At 20.9% G+C, this 15,562-nt stretch carries 14 protein-coding genes, 1 tRNA gene and 1 pseudogene; 4 read left to right on the top strand and 12 right to left on the bottom strand.

Annotation, left to right across the window (positions count from 1 at the left end):
• Window positions 1-23: 23 nt before the first annotated feature.
• From FEF22_RS00435 to FEF22_RS00380, 12 genes and pseudogenes are all read right to left on the bottom strand, one after another.
• The gene (locus FEF22_RS00435; protein ID WP_246833682.1) at window positions 24-1,151 is read right to left on the bottom strand and encodes an ABC transporter transmembrane domain-containing protein; all 1,128 of its coding nucleotides are present in this window, start codon (window positions 1,149-1,151) and stop codon (window positions 24-26) included.
• A 244-nt stretch (window positions 1,152-1,395) separates the two neighbouring features.
• Entirely contained in the window at window positions 1,396-3,024 is a 1,629-nt protein-coding gene (gene groL, locus FEF22_RS00430; protein ID WP_138107837.1) for a chaperonin GroEL, read from the bottom strand.
• Between the two features lie 99 nt (window positions 3,025-3,123).
• Window positions 3,124-3,399 (bottom strand): co-chaperone GroES, encoded by a 276-nt coding sequence (locus tag FEF22_RS00425; protein ID WP_246833681.1) that lies wholly within the window; start codon window positions 3,397-3,399, stop codon window positions 3,124-3,126.
• Between the two features lie 327 nt (window positions 3,400-3,726).
• Window positions 3,727-3,800: transfer RNA gene (locus FEF22_RS00420), tRNA-Cys, on the bottom strand.
• A 31-nt stretch (window positions 3,801-3,831) separates the two neighbouring features.
• Entirely contained in the window at window positions 3,832-3,981 is a 150-nt protein-coding gene (rpmG, locus tag FEF22_RS00415) for a 50S ribosomal protein L33 (protein WP_138107838.1), read from the bottom strand.
• Window positions 3,982-4,154: 173 nt separating this feature from the next.
• Complete coding sequence (locus FEF22_RS00410) at window positions 4,155-4,352, bottom strand: hypothetical protein (protein WP_138107839.1); 198 nt, start codon at window positions 4,350-4,352, stop codon at window positions 4,155-4,157.
• Window positions 4,353-4,399: 47 nt separating this feature from the next.
• Window positions 4,400-4,690: an HU family DNA-binding protein gene (locus tag FEF22_RS00405; RefSeq protein WP_138107840.1), complete on the bottom strand. Its 291-nt coding sequence runs from the start codon at window positions 4,688-4,690 to the stop codon at window positions 4,400-4,402.
• Between the two features lie 159 nt (window positions 4,691-4,849).
• A complete protein-coding gene (locus tag FEF22_RS00400; RefSeq protein ID WP_138107841.1) occupies window positions 4,850-5,842 on the bottom strand; it encodes an NAD(P)H-dependent glycerol-3-phosphate dehydrogenase in 993 nt (330 codons plus the stop codon).
• A 3-nt stretch (window positions 5,843-5,845) separates the two neighbouring features.
• Window positions 5,846-7,156 carry a ribosome biogenesis GTPase Der gene (der, locus tag FEF22_RS00395; RefSeq protein WP_138107842.1) on the bottom strand — a complete coding sequence of 437 codons (1,311 nt, stop codon included), beginning with the start codon at window positions 7,154-7,156 and terminating at the stop codon, window positions 5,846-5,848.
• 172 nt (window positions 7,157-7,328) lie between these two features.
• On the bottom strand, window positions 7,329-7,901 hold the full coding sequence (gene efp, locus FEF22_RS00390) for an elongation factor P (protein ID WP_138107843.1): 573 nt from the start codon (window positions 7,899-7,901) through the stop codon (window positions 7,329-7,331).
• Window positions 7,902-7,908: 7 nt separating this feature from the next.
• Complete coding sequence (locus FEF22_RS00385; protein ID WP_308699398.1) at window positions 7,909-8,433, bottom strand: tRNA dimethylallyltransferase; 525 nt, start codon at window positions 8,431-8,433, stop codon at window positions 7,909-7,911.
• A gap of 775 nt (window positions 8,434-9,208) precedes the next feature.
• Window positions 9,209-9,577 (bottom strand): annotated as a pseudogene (locus tag FEF22_RS00380) (PduL/EutD family phosphate acyltransferase); the annotation flags it as partial.
• Between the two features lie 302 nt (window positions 9,578-9,879).
• Between FEF22_RS00380 and ychF the strand changes: the two are divergent.
• The 4 genes from ychF to FEF22_RS00360 are packed head-to-tail and all read left to right on the top strand — an operon-like array spanning window position 9,880 to window position 15,547.
• Window positions 9,880-10,983 (top strand): redox-regulated ATPase YchF, encoded by a 1,104-nt coding sequence (ychF, locus tag FEF22_RS00375; protein WP_210352260.1) that lies wholly within the window; start codon window positions 9,880-9,882, stop codon window positions 10,981-10,983.
• Between the two features lie 39 nt (window positions 10,984-11,022).
• A complete protein-coding gene (gene ileS, locus FEF22_RS00370) occupies window positions 11,023-13,779 on the top strand; it encodes an isoleucine--tRNA ligase (protein ID WP_138107846.1) in 2,757 nt (918 codons plus the stop codon).
• Between the two features lie 26 nt (window positions 13,780-13,805).
• A complete protein-coding gene (locus FEF22_RS00365) occupies window positions 13,806-14,597 on the top strand; it encodes a YitT family protein (RefSeq protein ID WP_138107847.1) in 792 nt (263 codons plus the stop codon).
• Between the two features lie 41 nt (window positions 14,598-14,638).
• Window positions 14,639-15,547 carry a tyrosine recombinase gene (locus FEF22_RS00360; RefSeq protein ID WP_138107848.1) on the top strand — a complete coding sequence of 303 codons (909 nt, stop codon included), beginning with the start codon at window positions 14,639-14,641 and terminating at the stop codon, window positions 15,545-15,547.
• Window positions 15,548-15,562: the final 15 nt, after the last annotated feature.

Raw genomic sequence — 15,562 nt, 5'->3', positions numbered from 1 at the left:
TCTTAATGCCTTTAAATCATAATTTAAGTTGTTTTTCCAGAACCAGTATATCCAACAAAAGCTATAACTTCAAAATTATGAACTTTAAAACTAATATTTTCTAAAGAAAAAACAGAAGAATTAGGTCTTTTTAAACTAACATTTTTAAACTCTAAAGTTTTTATTTTATCTAATTTTTTAATAAATGAAGATGGTAAATTTTTAATAGAAGGTTCTTTTCTAAATAAAGACTCAATTTTTTTACAAGCTATAAAAGTTTTTGGAAACATCATAAATAATAACAAAAAATTTAAAATAGAAAACAAAATATGATAATATAAATTAACACAAGTATATAAACTACCTATATCTAACGGTAAAATTCCTTTTTTAATAATATAAGCTCCTGTTCCAATAGTTAGAATAATAGATAAATTTAATAATAAATAAAACAAAGGTTCAATAGAAAGCAAAGCCAAAAATAATTTAATTATAAGATCTCTATATTTAGAATTAATTTTATCAAATTTTTCTTCTTCATATTTTTCTTGATTCAACATTCTAATAACTTTTGTTCCTTTTAAATTTAATCTAATATTAAAATTAATTTCTTCTGCTAATTTTGGTTGTTGAATAGATAATTTATAATTTTTTTTCATCAATAAAATTAATATCAAAATAAAAAAAGGTATAACTATTAAAACACCATAAGATAAAGGAACAGAAATATAACAAATAATAATTGTACTTATTAACAACATAACAGGAGAAACAATAATAGTCCTATAACAAGTAGAAACAAAACTCATAATTTGATAAATATTAAAAGTACTACGATTTAAAACAGTTACAATTCCTAAATTTTGCATATCTTCAATCGAAAAAGTTTGTATTTTTTTAAATAAATCAGTACTTAAATCTCTAAAAATTAAAGAAGAAACTTTAGAATTACAAAAATTCATAATTAAATTTCCTATAATAGTAAAAAAAACAAATACAACAATAATTATTATTAATTTATTAAAAGAAATAGAATTACCTATGCCATTAATAATATATTGTCCTATAATAAAGGGAATAAAAATTTCACCTAAAGTTATAAATAAAACAGAAACAATATTCCATAAAATAAATTTTTTATATCTTAAGATATATTTAAAAATAATTTTCATATAAATTTAACAAACCAAAATACTTTCTTTCTATAATTATTCTATAAAAAATATTAATATAATTTTTAAAAATTACATTCTTGTATACTATATTTTAGTTTAATAAAAAAAAACAAAAATTATAAAAAAAAAGTTAACTTTAAGCCAAAAAACTTTTTTTACTTTTTTATAATTTTTTTTATATTTTTTATAAAAAAGAAAATAATTTAAGTTATTGGAAAAAATTAACTTTATTTTAATTTATTTATAAAAAAGAATCCATCATAGGAGAAGAAGAACAGCATCCACTATCATTAGAATTTTCTTTAACTGGAACTATAGCAGCACCTGTTGTAATGATAACAGAAGCAATAGAAGCAGAATTTAAAATAGCTTGTCTAGTTACTTTTGTAGGATCAATAATGCCTTGTTCAATCAAATCAACATATTTGCCTTCTTTAGCATCAAAACCAAAACTTTCTTCTTCTTGTTTTAATTGTTCTTTTACAATAGTATCTCCATCAAAACCTGAATTTTCAGAAATTTGATAAGAAGGAGCTAATAAACTTTCTAAAACAATATTCATTCCTTTTTGAATATCACTATTATCATCTTTTAAAATATCTTTTAAATTTTTATAAACATTAATCAAAGATTTTCCACCACCAACAGATATGCCTTCATCTAAAGCAGCTTGAGTAGCGTTTAAAGCATCTTCAATTCTTAATTTCTGTTCTTTTAACTCAACTTCAGTCATAGAACCAACTTTAATAACTGCAACACCTCCAGATAAATTAGCTAAACGAGATTTTAAATTTTGCAAATCATAATCATTTGTTGTGTTATTAATATGTGATTCAATTTCTTTAATTCTTTCTGTTAAAAATTCTGTTTTATTGTCGCCAACTAAAACTGTATTATCTTTTTTAATAATAGCTTTATTAATTTGTCCTAATTGTTTCATATTAACATCTTGTAATTTCATATTTAAATCTTTAGATATGAAAGTAGCTTTAGATAAAGCACATATATCCTTAAGTAATTCTTTTTGATTATCTCCGAATCCTGGAGCTTCAGTAGCAACAACATTAAAAACTCCACTTATTTTATTAAAAACTAAAGAATTAATAACATCTGTTTCAAAAGAATCAGCAATAATTAACAAAGGAACAGAAGATTTAACTATTTCTTCTAACAAAAAACGAATTTCGTGTATATTATTTATTTTATGATCAGTAACTAAAATAGATACTTTTTCTAAGTCAATAGACATATTCTCTTTATTAGTAATAAAATGAGGAGAAACATAACCTTTATCATATTTCATACCCTGAACAACTTCTAATTCTGTTTCAAAACCTTTAGATTCATCAACGCTAATAACACCTTTTTTAGTAACTTTTTCCATAGCAGAAGCTATAATTTTACCTATTGATTTTTGTCCTGAAGAAATAGAAGCAATATTTTCAATATCTTCTTGTGTTACGACAGATTTTGATTTTTCTAAAAGTTTTTTAGAAACTAAATCAGCAGCTTTTAAAATACCTTCTCTAAGTAGAACTGCTTTAGAACCAGATTCAACAAATTTAAAACCTTTATTAATCATATATTGAGCTAAAACAGTTGCAGTAGTAGTACCATCTCCAGCATTATCATTAGTTTTGCTAGCAGCTTCACATACCAATTTTGCACCCATATTTTGATAAAGATTTTTTAATTCTATTTCTTTAGCTATCGTCACTCCATCATTACAAGCGATAATAGAATCATTTTTTTGCAAAACAACATTAGTTCCTTTAGGACCTAAAGTTGATTTAACAGTATTTGCTAAAATATTTACACCTTTTAAAATTTCTCTTCTAGCATCTTTTCCAAAAAGAATTTCCTTAGCCATTGTATTATTATCTCCTTAATATAAAATTATTTATTCATTATATTGTTTTTAAAAAATAAAAAAATACAATTTTAAAAATATTTTAAATTAGTTACTACTTTAATTTACTAAAGCTAATATATCTTCTAATTTAACTATTAAAAACTCTTTTTCATTTATTTTAACTTTTCCAGAATATTTTTTATAAACTACTTCATCATTAGGTTTAATTTCTTGAACCTTAGGTCCGCAACTTAAAACAATACCTATAAAATCTTGTGTTTGTTTTTCTAAAGTTAAAATAATTCCACTTTTAGTTACATTTTTTTCTTCTTTAGTTTTTATCACAACAAAATCATTTAATGGTTTTAACAAATCAATCACTTGTCCTTTCATAAACAAAATTATAATTTGAATATTTTTTTACTTATTTTTTAAAGTTTAATTTATTTGAAAAAATAAATTCAAACATATAAACAAATCCGATATATATTATACAATAATTTCAAATAATTATATTATCGTAATTATTGTATTTAATGAAAAAAATAACATAAAAAAATAATTTATTTTAAAAATTTAATTTAATTTTATAAAAAAATATTGCAAAAAATAAAATAAATAAAAAATAAATTAATTCAATTAAAATAAAAAAATTAAAAAAATAAAATTTTTATTTTTTTAATTTTTTTTTAACTTATTAAAAATTTTAAAAATTATTTTTGGAGGCCCTGAACGGATTTGAACCGATGATCAAGCTTTTGCAGAGCCATGCCTTACCACTTGGCTACAGGGCCGTAAAATAAAAAAAATATAGAAAATATAAATTTATTTTTTTTCTCTATGTAAAGTATGTTTGCGTAAAAAAGGACAATATTTATTAAATTCTAAACGCTTAGGAATTTTCTTTTTATTTTTAAAAGTATGATAATTTTCTCTTTTACATTCAGTGCAAACCAATTTTACTAATTCACTCATTTTAAAAACCTCTAAATAAAATTTGATAATTTATAGAATAAAATCATTTTTTATTTTTAAATAATTTTAAATAATAAAAAACTATTAAAATACTTATTTAATTTTATAAAAAAAAGTTGTTATTTATAAAATATTATTTCTAAATAACAACAAAGAAAAAATTAAAACAATTATTAATTTTGATTTACAAAAGGTTTAATAGTTTCGTTCTTTATACTTTCGGGATAACTATAAATAACTTCTCTCATTCTTTTGAATAAAACACAAATAATACCATTTTGAACATCAATACGCGTAACAACGCCTATTTCTTTTTCATTGGCTACCTTTACTCTTTCACCTATAAGATAAGTATAATCATGCCAAGCCATATATATTACTAACCCATTAACTCTTTCTTATTTATAAAATTATATTTTTAAAAAATAATTCTTTTGCCTTTAAAGAATTCTTTTAATTTTCTGTTTACTCTAAAAACAGGGACATTCTTTGTTGGAATATTTAAAATTTTATTACTTTTTGGTACTTTGCAAATTCTTGCTTTTTGTAATCTTAATTTAACACTTCCCAAACCAGCAATAATAACTCTTTTCTTTTCATGCAAAGAATCTACAACATGTTGTTCTAAACAATTAAAAAAACTTGAAACTTTGCGTTCAGTAACGCCTAATCTCTTAGCCATAGATTTAATTAATTTTGACTTAGTCATTTGATTACTTCCTTTTTTTTGATTAAAATTTATTTCAAAAATAAATAAGTTTTTAATTTAAATCATTCCATTTAAATCTAGTAAGATTTTATCATAAAAAACAATTTTATCAACAAAAAAATCTTTTTTACAACAAAAATTAATAATTTTATATTTTGTTCATTTACTATTGAAATCATTTTTTTGAAATATATTTTGTAATATTATTGAAACAGGTTTATTCTCAAATACTACTTTATAAGCTGAATTTATTAAACATAAATTAATGTTATTTTTAACAGAAATATCATAAAAAACTTTTAAATTATTAATTCCTTCAATAGTTTGTTTAGAACATCTATTTATATCATCTAATTTATAACCTAAAGCTATTTTTTGACCAGCTTTATAATTACGAGAATTTTTATTAAAAGAAGTAACTATTAAATCTCCAATTCCCGCTAAACCAAAACAAGTTTTTTCTTTTTTTGTAAAAAATTTTAAAATCTTCTTCATTTCTTCAATGCCAAAAAAAATAAAAGCAGCTTTAGCATTTTGTTCAAAATTTTCATTATCTATAATTCCGCTAATCAATGATAATGCATTTTTAAAGGAACTGCAAATTTCACACCCAATAACATCATCACTAACAAAAACTTTAAAATAATCGTCATTAGAAAACATTTTAGCAACTTGATAAGCAAAAATATTATTTTGTGAAGCAGATAATAAAAAAGTAATCTTTCTTAAAATAACTTCTTCAGCGTGAGAAGGACCCATTAAACAAGCATAATTTTGAATTTTATTTTCATCTATTTCTTCTTTTAAAATTTGATAAATAAATTTATTACTTTTAACTTCTGTTCCTTTAGAAACATTAATGAAATTCTTTTTTTCTGTCAAAATTTCATTAATTTGATTACAAACTTTTCTAATATTTTTAGTAGGTAAACATAAAATTATATTTTTAGAAAAATTTATAGATTCTTTTAAACTATTAGTTCCACAAATATTTTTTAAACTAATATTTAAAAAAGGATGTTTTTGTAAATTAATTCTTTTGATATATTCTTTATTAATATCATATATCAAAACTTTATTATTATTATCAGCTAAAACTTGACCTAAAGCAGTTCCCCAAGCGCCTCCACCAATTATAGTAATTTTATACATAAATTAATCTTCTTTCTTCTTAAAAATTATCTTAAAATATATACCTTCAAGTTCTAAATGCTTTCTTAACTGATTTTTCAAAAATCTTTCATAAGAAAAATGAATAAACTTAATATCATTAATTAAACACATAAATTCTGGGGGTTTAGTAGCAATTTGTTTTATAAAATAAAATTTAGCTTTACCATTATTAAAAAAGGAAGGAGGATTAATTTGAATAGATTCATATAAAATATCATTCAAAATATTATTAGAAAATTCTTTTTGAAATTTTTCAAAAGTTTTATCTAAAACATCATAAAAAAAATGAATTCTTTTTTTTTCTTTAGAAGATAAAAAAATAATAGGAACATGATGAAAAAATTTAAATTCTGTTTTTATTTTTTCTTGAATTATATTTATATTTTTATCATTATTAGGCAATAAATCCCATTTGTTTCCTATAATAATACAACTTTTAAAATTATTAAAAATAATAGAAGCTATATTTCTGTCTTGCTCTGTAATGGGTTGGCTTATATCTAAAACAAAACAAACAATATCACTTCTAACAATTGAGTTAAAAGTTCTTAAAAACATATATTTTTCTAAATTAAATTCTGTTTTTGATCTTTTTTTTAATCCTGCTGTATCTATTACATGATATATTTTATTATTTCTTTTGAAAATAGTATCAACAGAATCTGTAGTAGTTCCTGGAATATCAGATACAATCATTCTATTTTTAGATAATAAAGCATTAGCAAAAGTAGACTTTCCAACATTAGTTTTTCCTACTAAGCAAAATTTTAAATTGTTTTCATTTATAATTTCTTCTTTTGAATTAGTTTTATAAGAAATAATTTTATCTAAAAGTTTACCTATATTTATTCCATGCTGCGAACTAACGCCAATTACATCAGAAAACCCCAAAGAATAAAATTCATATATATTTTCTAACAATTGAATATTATCTATCTTATTAACAACTAAAATAATATTTTTTTTACTCTTATGTAAGATTTTAGATATAAAAAAATCTTCTTTAACTAATCTTGTTTGTCCATCCGTAACAAAAAGAATTAATTCACTCTCTTCAATAGCAATTTGTGTTTGATATTTAATTTGTTTATTCAAAGAAGAATTAACCTTTGTAAAACCTCCAGTATCAATAATAAAAAAAAACCTATTTAACCATAAAACTTTTGCATAAATTCTATCTTTTGTTGTTCCAGCATTTTTATCAGTAATAGCTAATCTTTGGTTTAACATTCTATTAAATAAACTAGATTTTCCTACATTAGGCCTTCCTACAATAGCTACTTTAAAATTCATATTTTTTTATTTTTATTTATTAAAATTAATTTTTAATTGTAAATTTTATTTATTAATAAATAAAAATTCCTTTTCTATATTTAATAATCAGTTATTAAAAATGAATTATAAAATAAATTTTTTTTAATTTAAATTTATTTAAATTTTTAAATAATTAAAATATTTTTTATTTTTATTTAGAAGTATCACGAGATAAATAATTGCCAGTAACTGTACTTATAATTATTTTTTCTCCTGATTCTATAAAAAGAGGGACTTTAACAGTTAAATTTGTTTCTAATAAAGCATCTTTTAAAGAATTATTTTTTTTACAATTATTTATAGATGCAGGATTAGTATTTATAACTTTTAAAGAAACTTTATCAGGAACAGAAACATCTAAAATTTCACCTTTTTCATCAATCATCACTTCAACAACAGTATTTACAGTTAAATAAGGTAAAATAGAAATTAATTTTTTTTTAAATATTTCTATTTCTTCATAATTTTGTTGCTCTATAAAAACATAAAAGTCGTTTAAATTATAAGAAAACAATAACTTCTTTTTTGTTATTAAAGCAGTTTCTATTTTTATACCTGCATTAAAAGTATATTCAATAATTTCTCCTGTTTTTAAATTTTTGATTTTACTACGAACAAAAGCAGATCCTTTTCCTGGCTTAACATGTAAAAAATCAATGATTTTATATAAATTTTTATTTAATTTAATAGTTTGTCCAATTTTAAAATCATTAGTATTAATCATTTTTTATTTATTTTTCCTTTTTTAAAAATTTTTTTATTAATTCCACAGAATTAGATAATAATTCTTTATCTAATGCATTCAAAACCACTAAATTAAGTATTTGATTTTTAAACCATGTTTTTTGTCTTTTAGCATAATTCATAGTATTTTTTATAATTAAATTTTTAGCATCTAATAAACTAATTTTTTTTTCTAAAAAAAGTTTTATTTCTTTATAACCAATAACATTAAAATTAGCTTTGGGATAATTTCTAATAAGAGAAATAACTTCTTGAATAAAGCCATTTAATAACATATTGTTAAGTCTTTGTTCAACTCTTTTTTTCAAAATATTTCTTTCAATATCTAAATAAATAAACAAAATATCAAAAAGAGGAATATTTTTACCTTTTTTTTGCGATCTTAATTTTTTATCTTTTATGATTTTATAATAATTAAAAATACGACGATTATTTTTTTCATCAAAAAATAATTCAGGATCTTTTTGTTTAATTAATTTTATCATTTCTTCTATAGTTGTTTTGTTTAATATTTTTCTTTTTCTTTGAAAAATCGAGATAGAATTAGACCGTTTTTCTATTTACTAGATATTAATCTAAGCCCCTCACACCACCGAACAAGCAAGTTTCCAAGCATTCGGCGGTTAAAAAAGTTTTTTTGTTAAAACTTCTTTTTCCTCTTTCGCCTTGTAAAGGTTATTACCCTTTTCCTTGGTGAGTCAGTCCACTTCTTTCTTCCAAAAGAAACTTTGAATTTCTCACGACTACTATGATTCTGCTTTTTCCTTGCTTCCACAGGCTTTTCTGTGTTTTTTTTCAGAGAATTTTTTTTCTAAGAGAAGTTTAGGAAGATCGAAGTTACTCTAATTATCTACGCGTCTCATTTAGGTATGCAGACCTTTATAATTTCATCTTCAATCTATATAACATTAAAGAATAAATTTATTTTATATAAAGGTAGGTTCAAAGTTAGGTTAATAATAAACCTATGATGTTTTTTAAAAACATTGATAATTTTTTCAAACCAAATATTATATTTTTCAAATAACTTTGATAAACAGTTGCAATTCATTTCTGTTCAGAATTATAAATACTCCGTTTATTGCATTTAGCCTTTTTTCATAAAGGTTGTCCTTGTGAGTCATTCTTCTTGCGTAATCTTATTGGATATGAATTTCTCCTCAACCCGCTTTTATTCTTTGCTGTAACTTTTGATTCTTTCGTTTCAAAAGCCAAGAATATGAAGGAACACATTATCATTATGTTCGTGATACGTTAAATCACTAATAATTAGGCATCATTTCGCGCCCTATCTGAAATAATAACTCCTTCGTTAATTTCTAATTGGCCTTTGGGACCTATTAAAATAGCACCATCAGAATTTTTAATATCACCTGAAGATCTAACTGGAGCATTAAATTTATGCCTTAAACAATCGCTTTTACTTAATTCCAATTGATCTACATTTCTAACAGGGATCATTAGTCTTACTCCTTTGATAATGCTTCCTGATTTACTCATAACATCAATTTTTTCTTCAGCAGCAAATTGTCCTTTTTGTTTTAACTCTTTAAATACAGTTAATTTATAATTTTCGCATCCAAATAAAATATCTAATGTTTTTTGAGTTACATGTAAATGTCTTCCTGAAATTCCAACTGGTATCATTTTTTTCATTTTTTCGTTAATTAAACTCCTCAAACAATTTAAAAAAAATATAATTAAAATATTAATATTAATAAATGATTAAAAATATAAATAAATTTAAATAACCATTTATATATTTATTTTACTATTTTAAAAAAAATTTTAATAAATTAAAATTATTAAAAAATTATTAAATTAAAATTTATTTTATATAAAACATCAAATTAATGTTATTATATTAGATAATAATAACATTAAAAAAATAAAAAAAATTGAAAAAATAATTCATAATAATAATTTTATCTATTTCGGAAAGGAAAAATTTTAAAATAATGAAGGTAGGAATAATAGGATTACCAAATATAGGCAAATCTACTTTATTTAATGCATTAACAAATATGAAAGTTTTAGAAGCAAATTATCCATTCGCAACAATAAAGCCTAATATAGGAATCGTAGAAGTTCCAGATTATAGATTAAATTTTTTATCAGAAATTTTTAAATCTGAAAAAATAATAAAAACACAAATAGAATTTATAGATATTGCAGGTTTAGTTCAAAACGCTTACAAAGGAGAAGGTTTAGGAAACCAATTTTTAGGTCAAATAAGAAATGTAGACGTTATTTGTCATGTAGTAAAATGTTTTGAAAACAAAAATATTATACATATAAGAAATAAAATAAATCCTATAGAAGAAATTAATATTATAGAAACAGAATTAATTTTGTCTGATTTAGAACAAATCGAAAAATATTTAAACAAAATTAATAAAACAAAAAATAAATTTAATTTAAATAAAAATATTTCTAAAGAAATAGAAATTTTAAACAAAATAAAAAAAACATTAGAAAAAGAATCATCTATAAATAATTTAAAAATTAATAAAGATGAATTAAACATAATAAAAAACTTTAATCTTTTATGTTTAAAACCTATGTTATATATAGGAAATTTTGAAGAAAAAGATTTAAAAAAATTATCAAAAAACTTATTTTTTCAACAAATGAAAAATTATAGTAAAATAAATAATAAAAAATTTATTCCTATTTGTATTTTATTAGAAAAAGAATTATCTTCATTTTCAGAAAAAGAAGAAAAAATAAATTTTTTAAAAACCTATAATATAAAAAAAAGCGCTTTAGAAGAAATTATTCAACAAAGTTATCAACTTTTAGATTTACAAACTTATTTTACTGCGGGAAAAAAAGAAGTAAAAGCTTGGTCTTTTAAAAAAGGAACGAAAGCGCCTGAATGTGCTAAATTAATACATACTGATTTACAAAGAGGCTTTATTAAAGCTTCTGTATTTAATTATGAAGATTTAAAAAAATTTCCAAATTTATCAAAAATAAAAGAAAAAGGAAAAATAAGAATCGAAGGTAAAGATTATTTAGTGCAAGACGGAGATATAATAATTTTCCATTTTAATGTATAATTTTTTTTAATAAAAAATTTTTAGGAGAAAAAAATTTAAATGAATAAAAATTATAAAGATACTTTATTAATGCCTTACACTGATTTTCCTATGAAAGGCAACTTAAGTCAAAAAGAAATAGAAATAGAAAAATATTGGGAAGATATTAATCTTTATCAAAATATTTTAGAAAAAAATAAAAATAATAAGCAATTTATTTTGCATGACGGACCTCCTTATGCGAACGGTAATATACACATAGGACATGCTTTGAATAAAATTTTAAAAGATTTTATCTTAAGATTTAAATCTATGCAGGGTTTTTATACTCCTTTTATACCGGGTTTTGATTTACACGGTCTTCCTACAGAAACAGCTGTATTAAAAAAATTTTCAAAAGATAAATTTTCTTCTAAAAAAATTTTTTTACAAACATGTAAAAACTTAAGTTTAAATTTTGTAGAAAAACAAAAAAAAAGTTTTAAAAGATTAGGAATTTTAGGAAATTGGGATAATCCTTATCTTACAACAGATAACGATTTTATAGCTGAACAAATACGTATATTTGGTAAAATGGTTGAAAAAAAATTAATTTTTAAAAAATTAAAACCTGTTTATTGGTCTACTTCTTTACAATCTGTTTTTGCAGACTCAGAAATAGAATATAAAGAACATAATTCGTTTTCTGTTTTTTTAACTTTTCCTATTATAAGAGAAAAATTAAATATTTTGAAAGATGCAAAACTTTTAGTTTGGACAACCACTCCTTGGACTTTGCCAGCTAACGTAGCAATTTGTGTACATCCAGATAACAATTATATTTTAGTAAAAAATAATAATGAAAAATATATTATTGGAGAAATAAATTTAAATTTTTTAAAACAAAAATTCAATTGGAATAAAATAGAAATTATAGAAAAATTTAAAGGAGAGCAATTAAAAAATATAAACTATCGAAACAATATTTTCTTAAGAGAAGGGAAAATAATTACAGATAAATTTGTATCAAAAAATGAAGGAACTGGATTAGTTCATATTGCTCCAGGACATGGAACAGATGATTTTTTATTAGCAGAAAAATACAATTTAGAAGTTTTATGCAGCATAGATCAAAAAGGTTTGATGACTGAAATATCAGGAAATTATAAAGGTATTTTTTATAAAGAAGCAAATGAAATAATTGTAAAAGATTTAATTAAAAAAAATACAATAATTAAGTCAGAATTTATAAAACATTCTTATCCACACGACGAAAGAACAAAAAATCCAGTTATTCTTCTAGCAATACCACAATGGTTTTTAAATATAAATAAAATTAAAAATAAGATACTTGAAGAAATTGAAAAAATAAATTGGATACCTAAATGGGGACAAATTAAAATGCACAACATGATAAAAAATAGAGATTATTGGGTTATCAGTCGACAAAGAAGTTGGGGCGTCCCTTTACCAATAATTATTACAGAAAATAATGAACCTATTTTAGATTTAAAAGTTATAAATCATATAGCAGATTTATTTGAAAAAAAAGGACCTGAAATATGGTTTGAATGGGATGCTATTGATTTATTACCAAAAAATTACAAAAATCCTAAAAGTCCTAATAACATATTTAAAAAAGAAAAAGATATAATGGATGTTTGGTTTGACTCTGGAACATCTTATAGCGTTATACAAAAATTATCAAAAAATTTTTTTCCTTCAGATATTTATCTAGAAGGTTCAGATCAATACAGAGGTTGGTTTAATTCTTCTTTAATAACATCTGTTGCAACTTTTAATAAATCTCCTTATAAAGAAATAATTACTCATGGTTTTGTTTTAGATGGCGATGGACAAAAAATGAGTAAATCTTTGAATAATATAATAGATCCTATAGATATTATAAAAAACAAAGGAGCTGATATTTTAAGACTTTGGGTTGCAAATGTAAACTATAATGCGGATGTTAAAATTAATGCAGAAATAATAAAACAAATAGAAGATAAATATAGAAAAATAAGAAATACTTTACGTTTTATGTTGGGTAATTTAAATGATTTTGACAATAAAAAAGATTATATTATTTTTGAAAAAAGAAAAACTATTCATCAATTTTTTTTATTAGAATTTAAAAATATTTTATTAAAAATAATAAAATATTATGAAAATTATAATTTTGAAAAGATAATAAATTTAATTTATCCTTTTTTAACTAACAAATTAAGCGCTTTTTATTTAAATTTTGCGAAAAATATATTATATATAGAAAACAAAAATAATATAAATAGAAGAATAATACAATCAAATATATACGATATTTTAATTGATTTATTAAAAATATTAACTCCTATTATTCCTCATACAACTTCTGAAGCATATAATTCTTTTAAACTGAAAAATAAAAAAGATATTTATTTAGAATCTATACCAAATTCTAAAGAAATAGAAAATTTTATTATCACAAAAGAAAAAGAAAATAAATTAATTCAAAAAAAAGAATATTATGATTTACTATTTGAATTAAGAGAAATTATTCTAAAAAAACTAGAAAAAGCTTGTAAAGAAAAAATAATTACTCAAACTTTAAAGACTAAAATAATTTTAAATCTACCACAAAAATATATAAATATGCTAGAAGAACTAGAAATCCAAAATATTTTTAACAAATTAATAAATGTATCACAAATAGAAATATTATTTAATGATAAACTAAATATAGAAATAAATTCTGCCTCAGGAACTGCTTGCCCTAGGTGTTGGTTTTTGATAGAAAATAAATCAAAAGAAAAAGATTTATGTTTTAATTGTTATTCAATTTTAAAAATGAATAAATAAAAAAATGCAAAAAAGGTAAAAAAAATATGAAAACAAAAAAAGACAAAAAAAAATCATACTTAAAACTTTTAAAAATTACTCTTTTTGATAAAAAAAACATTAAAACAATTTTTTTATCAGCATTCTTATGTTTTTTATACACATTAACAGATGTAATGTTTATGAGTGGAGATTATAAAATTCAGTTATACAGCACAGGAATTCATGGAATGGGAGATGCTATAGCTAAAATTTTGATTTATATTGATTTATTTGATTTTACTAAAAATAAATCATTTAATGGTATTTTTGCGGCTTCATTTTTTGGATTTGTAAATTTATTATTATTTATTTTTATTTCTTTTCCAAAATTAGATTTTAAATTTAGTATAAATTCTTTAATAAATAGTATTTTATTAATATTCTTTTTAAGTGGATTAACGTTTACAATAAATAATCCAAATGGTTATTTATACAATATGCATAATTTTTTTGGATTATTTAAATCAAATGATGCAAGTTTTTTTCCTTCTTTAATGAGAGTTCTAATAGGCGCAATATTAAATGGTTTAATATGTGGTTATTGTATAAAAATAGGAAGTTCTACAGGAGGAGTAGATATTATAGCGAAATATTTATCAATTTATAAAAAAAAAGATATTTCTTTATTATTAACTATATTAAATTTTTGTATAGGTATATTTTCGGTTACTTTTGTAAGCTTTTGGTCAAGACAAATTAATTGGATTTCTCTTTTTTTCACTATCATTAAAATTCCTTTGACTTCTTTATTTATATTTTTAGTATTAAATCTAAAACCTAAAAAAATAAAAAATTAAAATAAATATGAAAAAAATAAACAAGAAAGTTTTAAAATAAAATGAATCTAATATTAAAAAAATTTGAATTTTATATTTCAAAAGAATTATCTTTATCAAAAAATACAGTTAATTCATATTTAATAGATATAAAACAATATTTAAATTTTTTATCAAATTCATTAAATATAAAAGAAATTCAAAAAATTACAAAAAAAAATATTTCTGAATTTCTAAAAAATATTTCTCAAAAAAATTTAATCAGTAGCAGAAGTTTAGCTAGAAAAATTATTGCAATAAAAAAATTTCATTCCTTTTTATTTTTAGAAAAAGAAGTAAAATCAAACATAGCTTTATTTTTTAAAACACCAAAATATAATAAAAATTTACCTTCTGTATTATCTTTAGAAGAAGTTTTATTATTTTTTAAAAAAATTCCTAAAAATAATAATTGGATTAATTTAAGAAATAGATGTATTTTTGAATTAATGTACGATTCGGGATTAAGAATTTCTGAACTTTTAAATTTAAAATTATCAAATTTAGACTTTAATCAAAATTATATAAAAATTCTAGGAAAAGGCAGCAAAGAAAGAATAGTACCTTTGACGAAAAATTCTGAAAAAATAATTAATAAATATTTAGAAATAAGAAAAAAAATTTTTCATAAAGAAAAAATAATTAATTTTTTATTTATAAATTCTAAAGGAAATCGTTTATCAAGACAAGGATGTTATAAAATTTTTAAAAAGATTACTAAATTGGCAAATTTAAAAATAAATTGTTTTCCTCATACTTTAAGACATTCTTTCGCGACTCACTTATTAGAAAATGGATTAGATTTAAGAATTTTACAAAAAATTTTAGGACACGAAGATATTTCTAATACACAAATTTATACTCATATAAGCCAAAAACATATAAAAAAAATATACCAAAAATGCCATCCTAGAGCTAAATTAAATAAATAAAAATATAAAAAACTA

This window comes from Texas Phoenix palm phytoplasma, from assembly GCF_005774685.2.
GTDB lineage: Bacteria > Bacillota_I > Bacilli_A > Acholeplasmatales > Acholeplasmataceae > Phytoplasma.
Note: the sequence above shows the minus strand (reverse complement) of the source record. Positions and strands in the feature narration are given on the sequence as shown.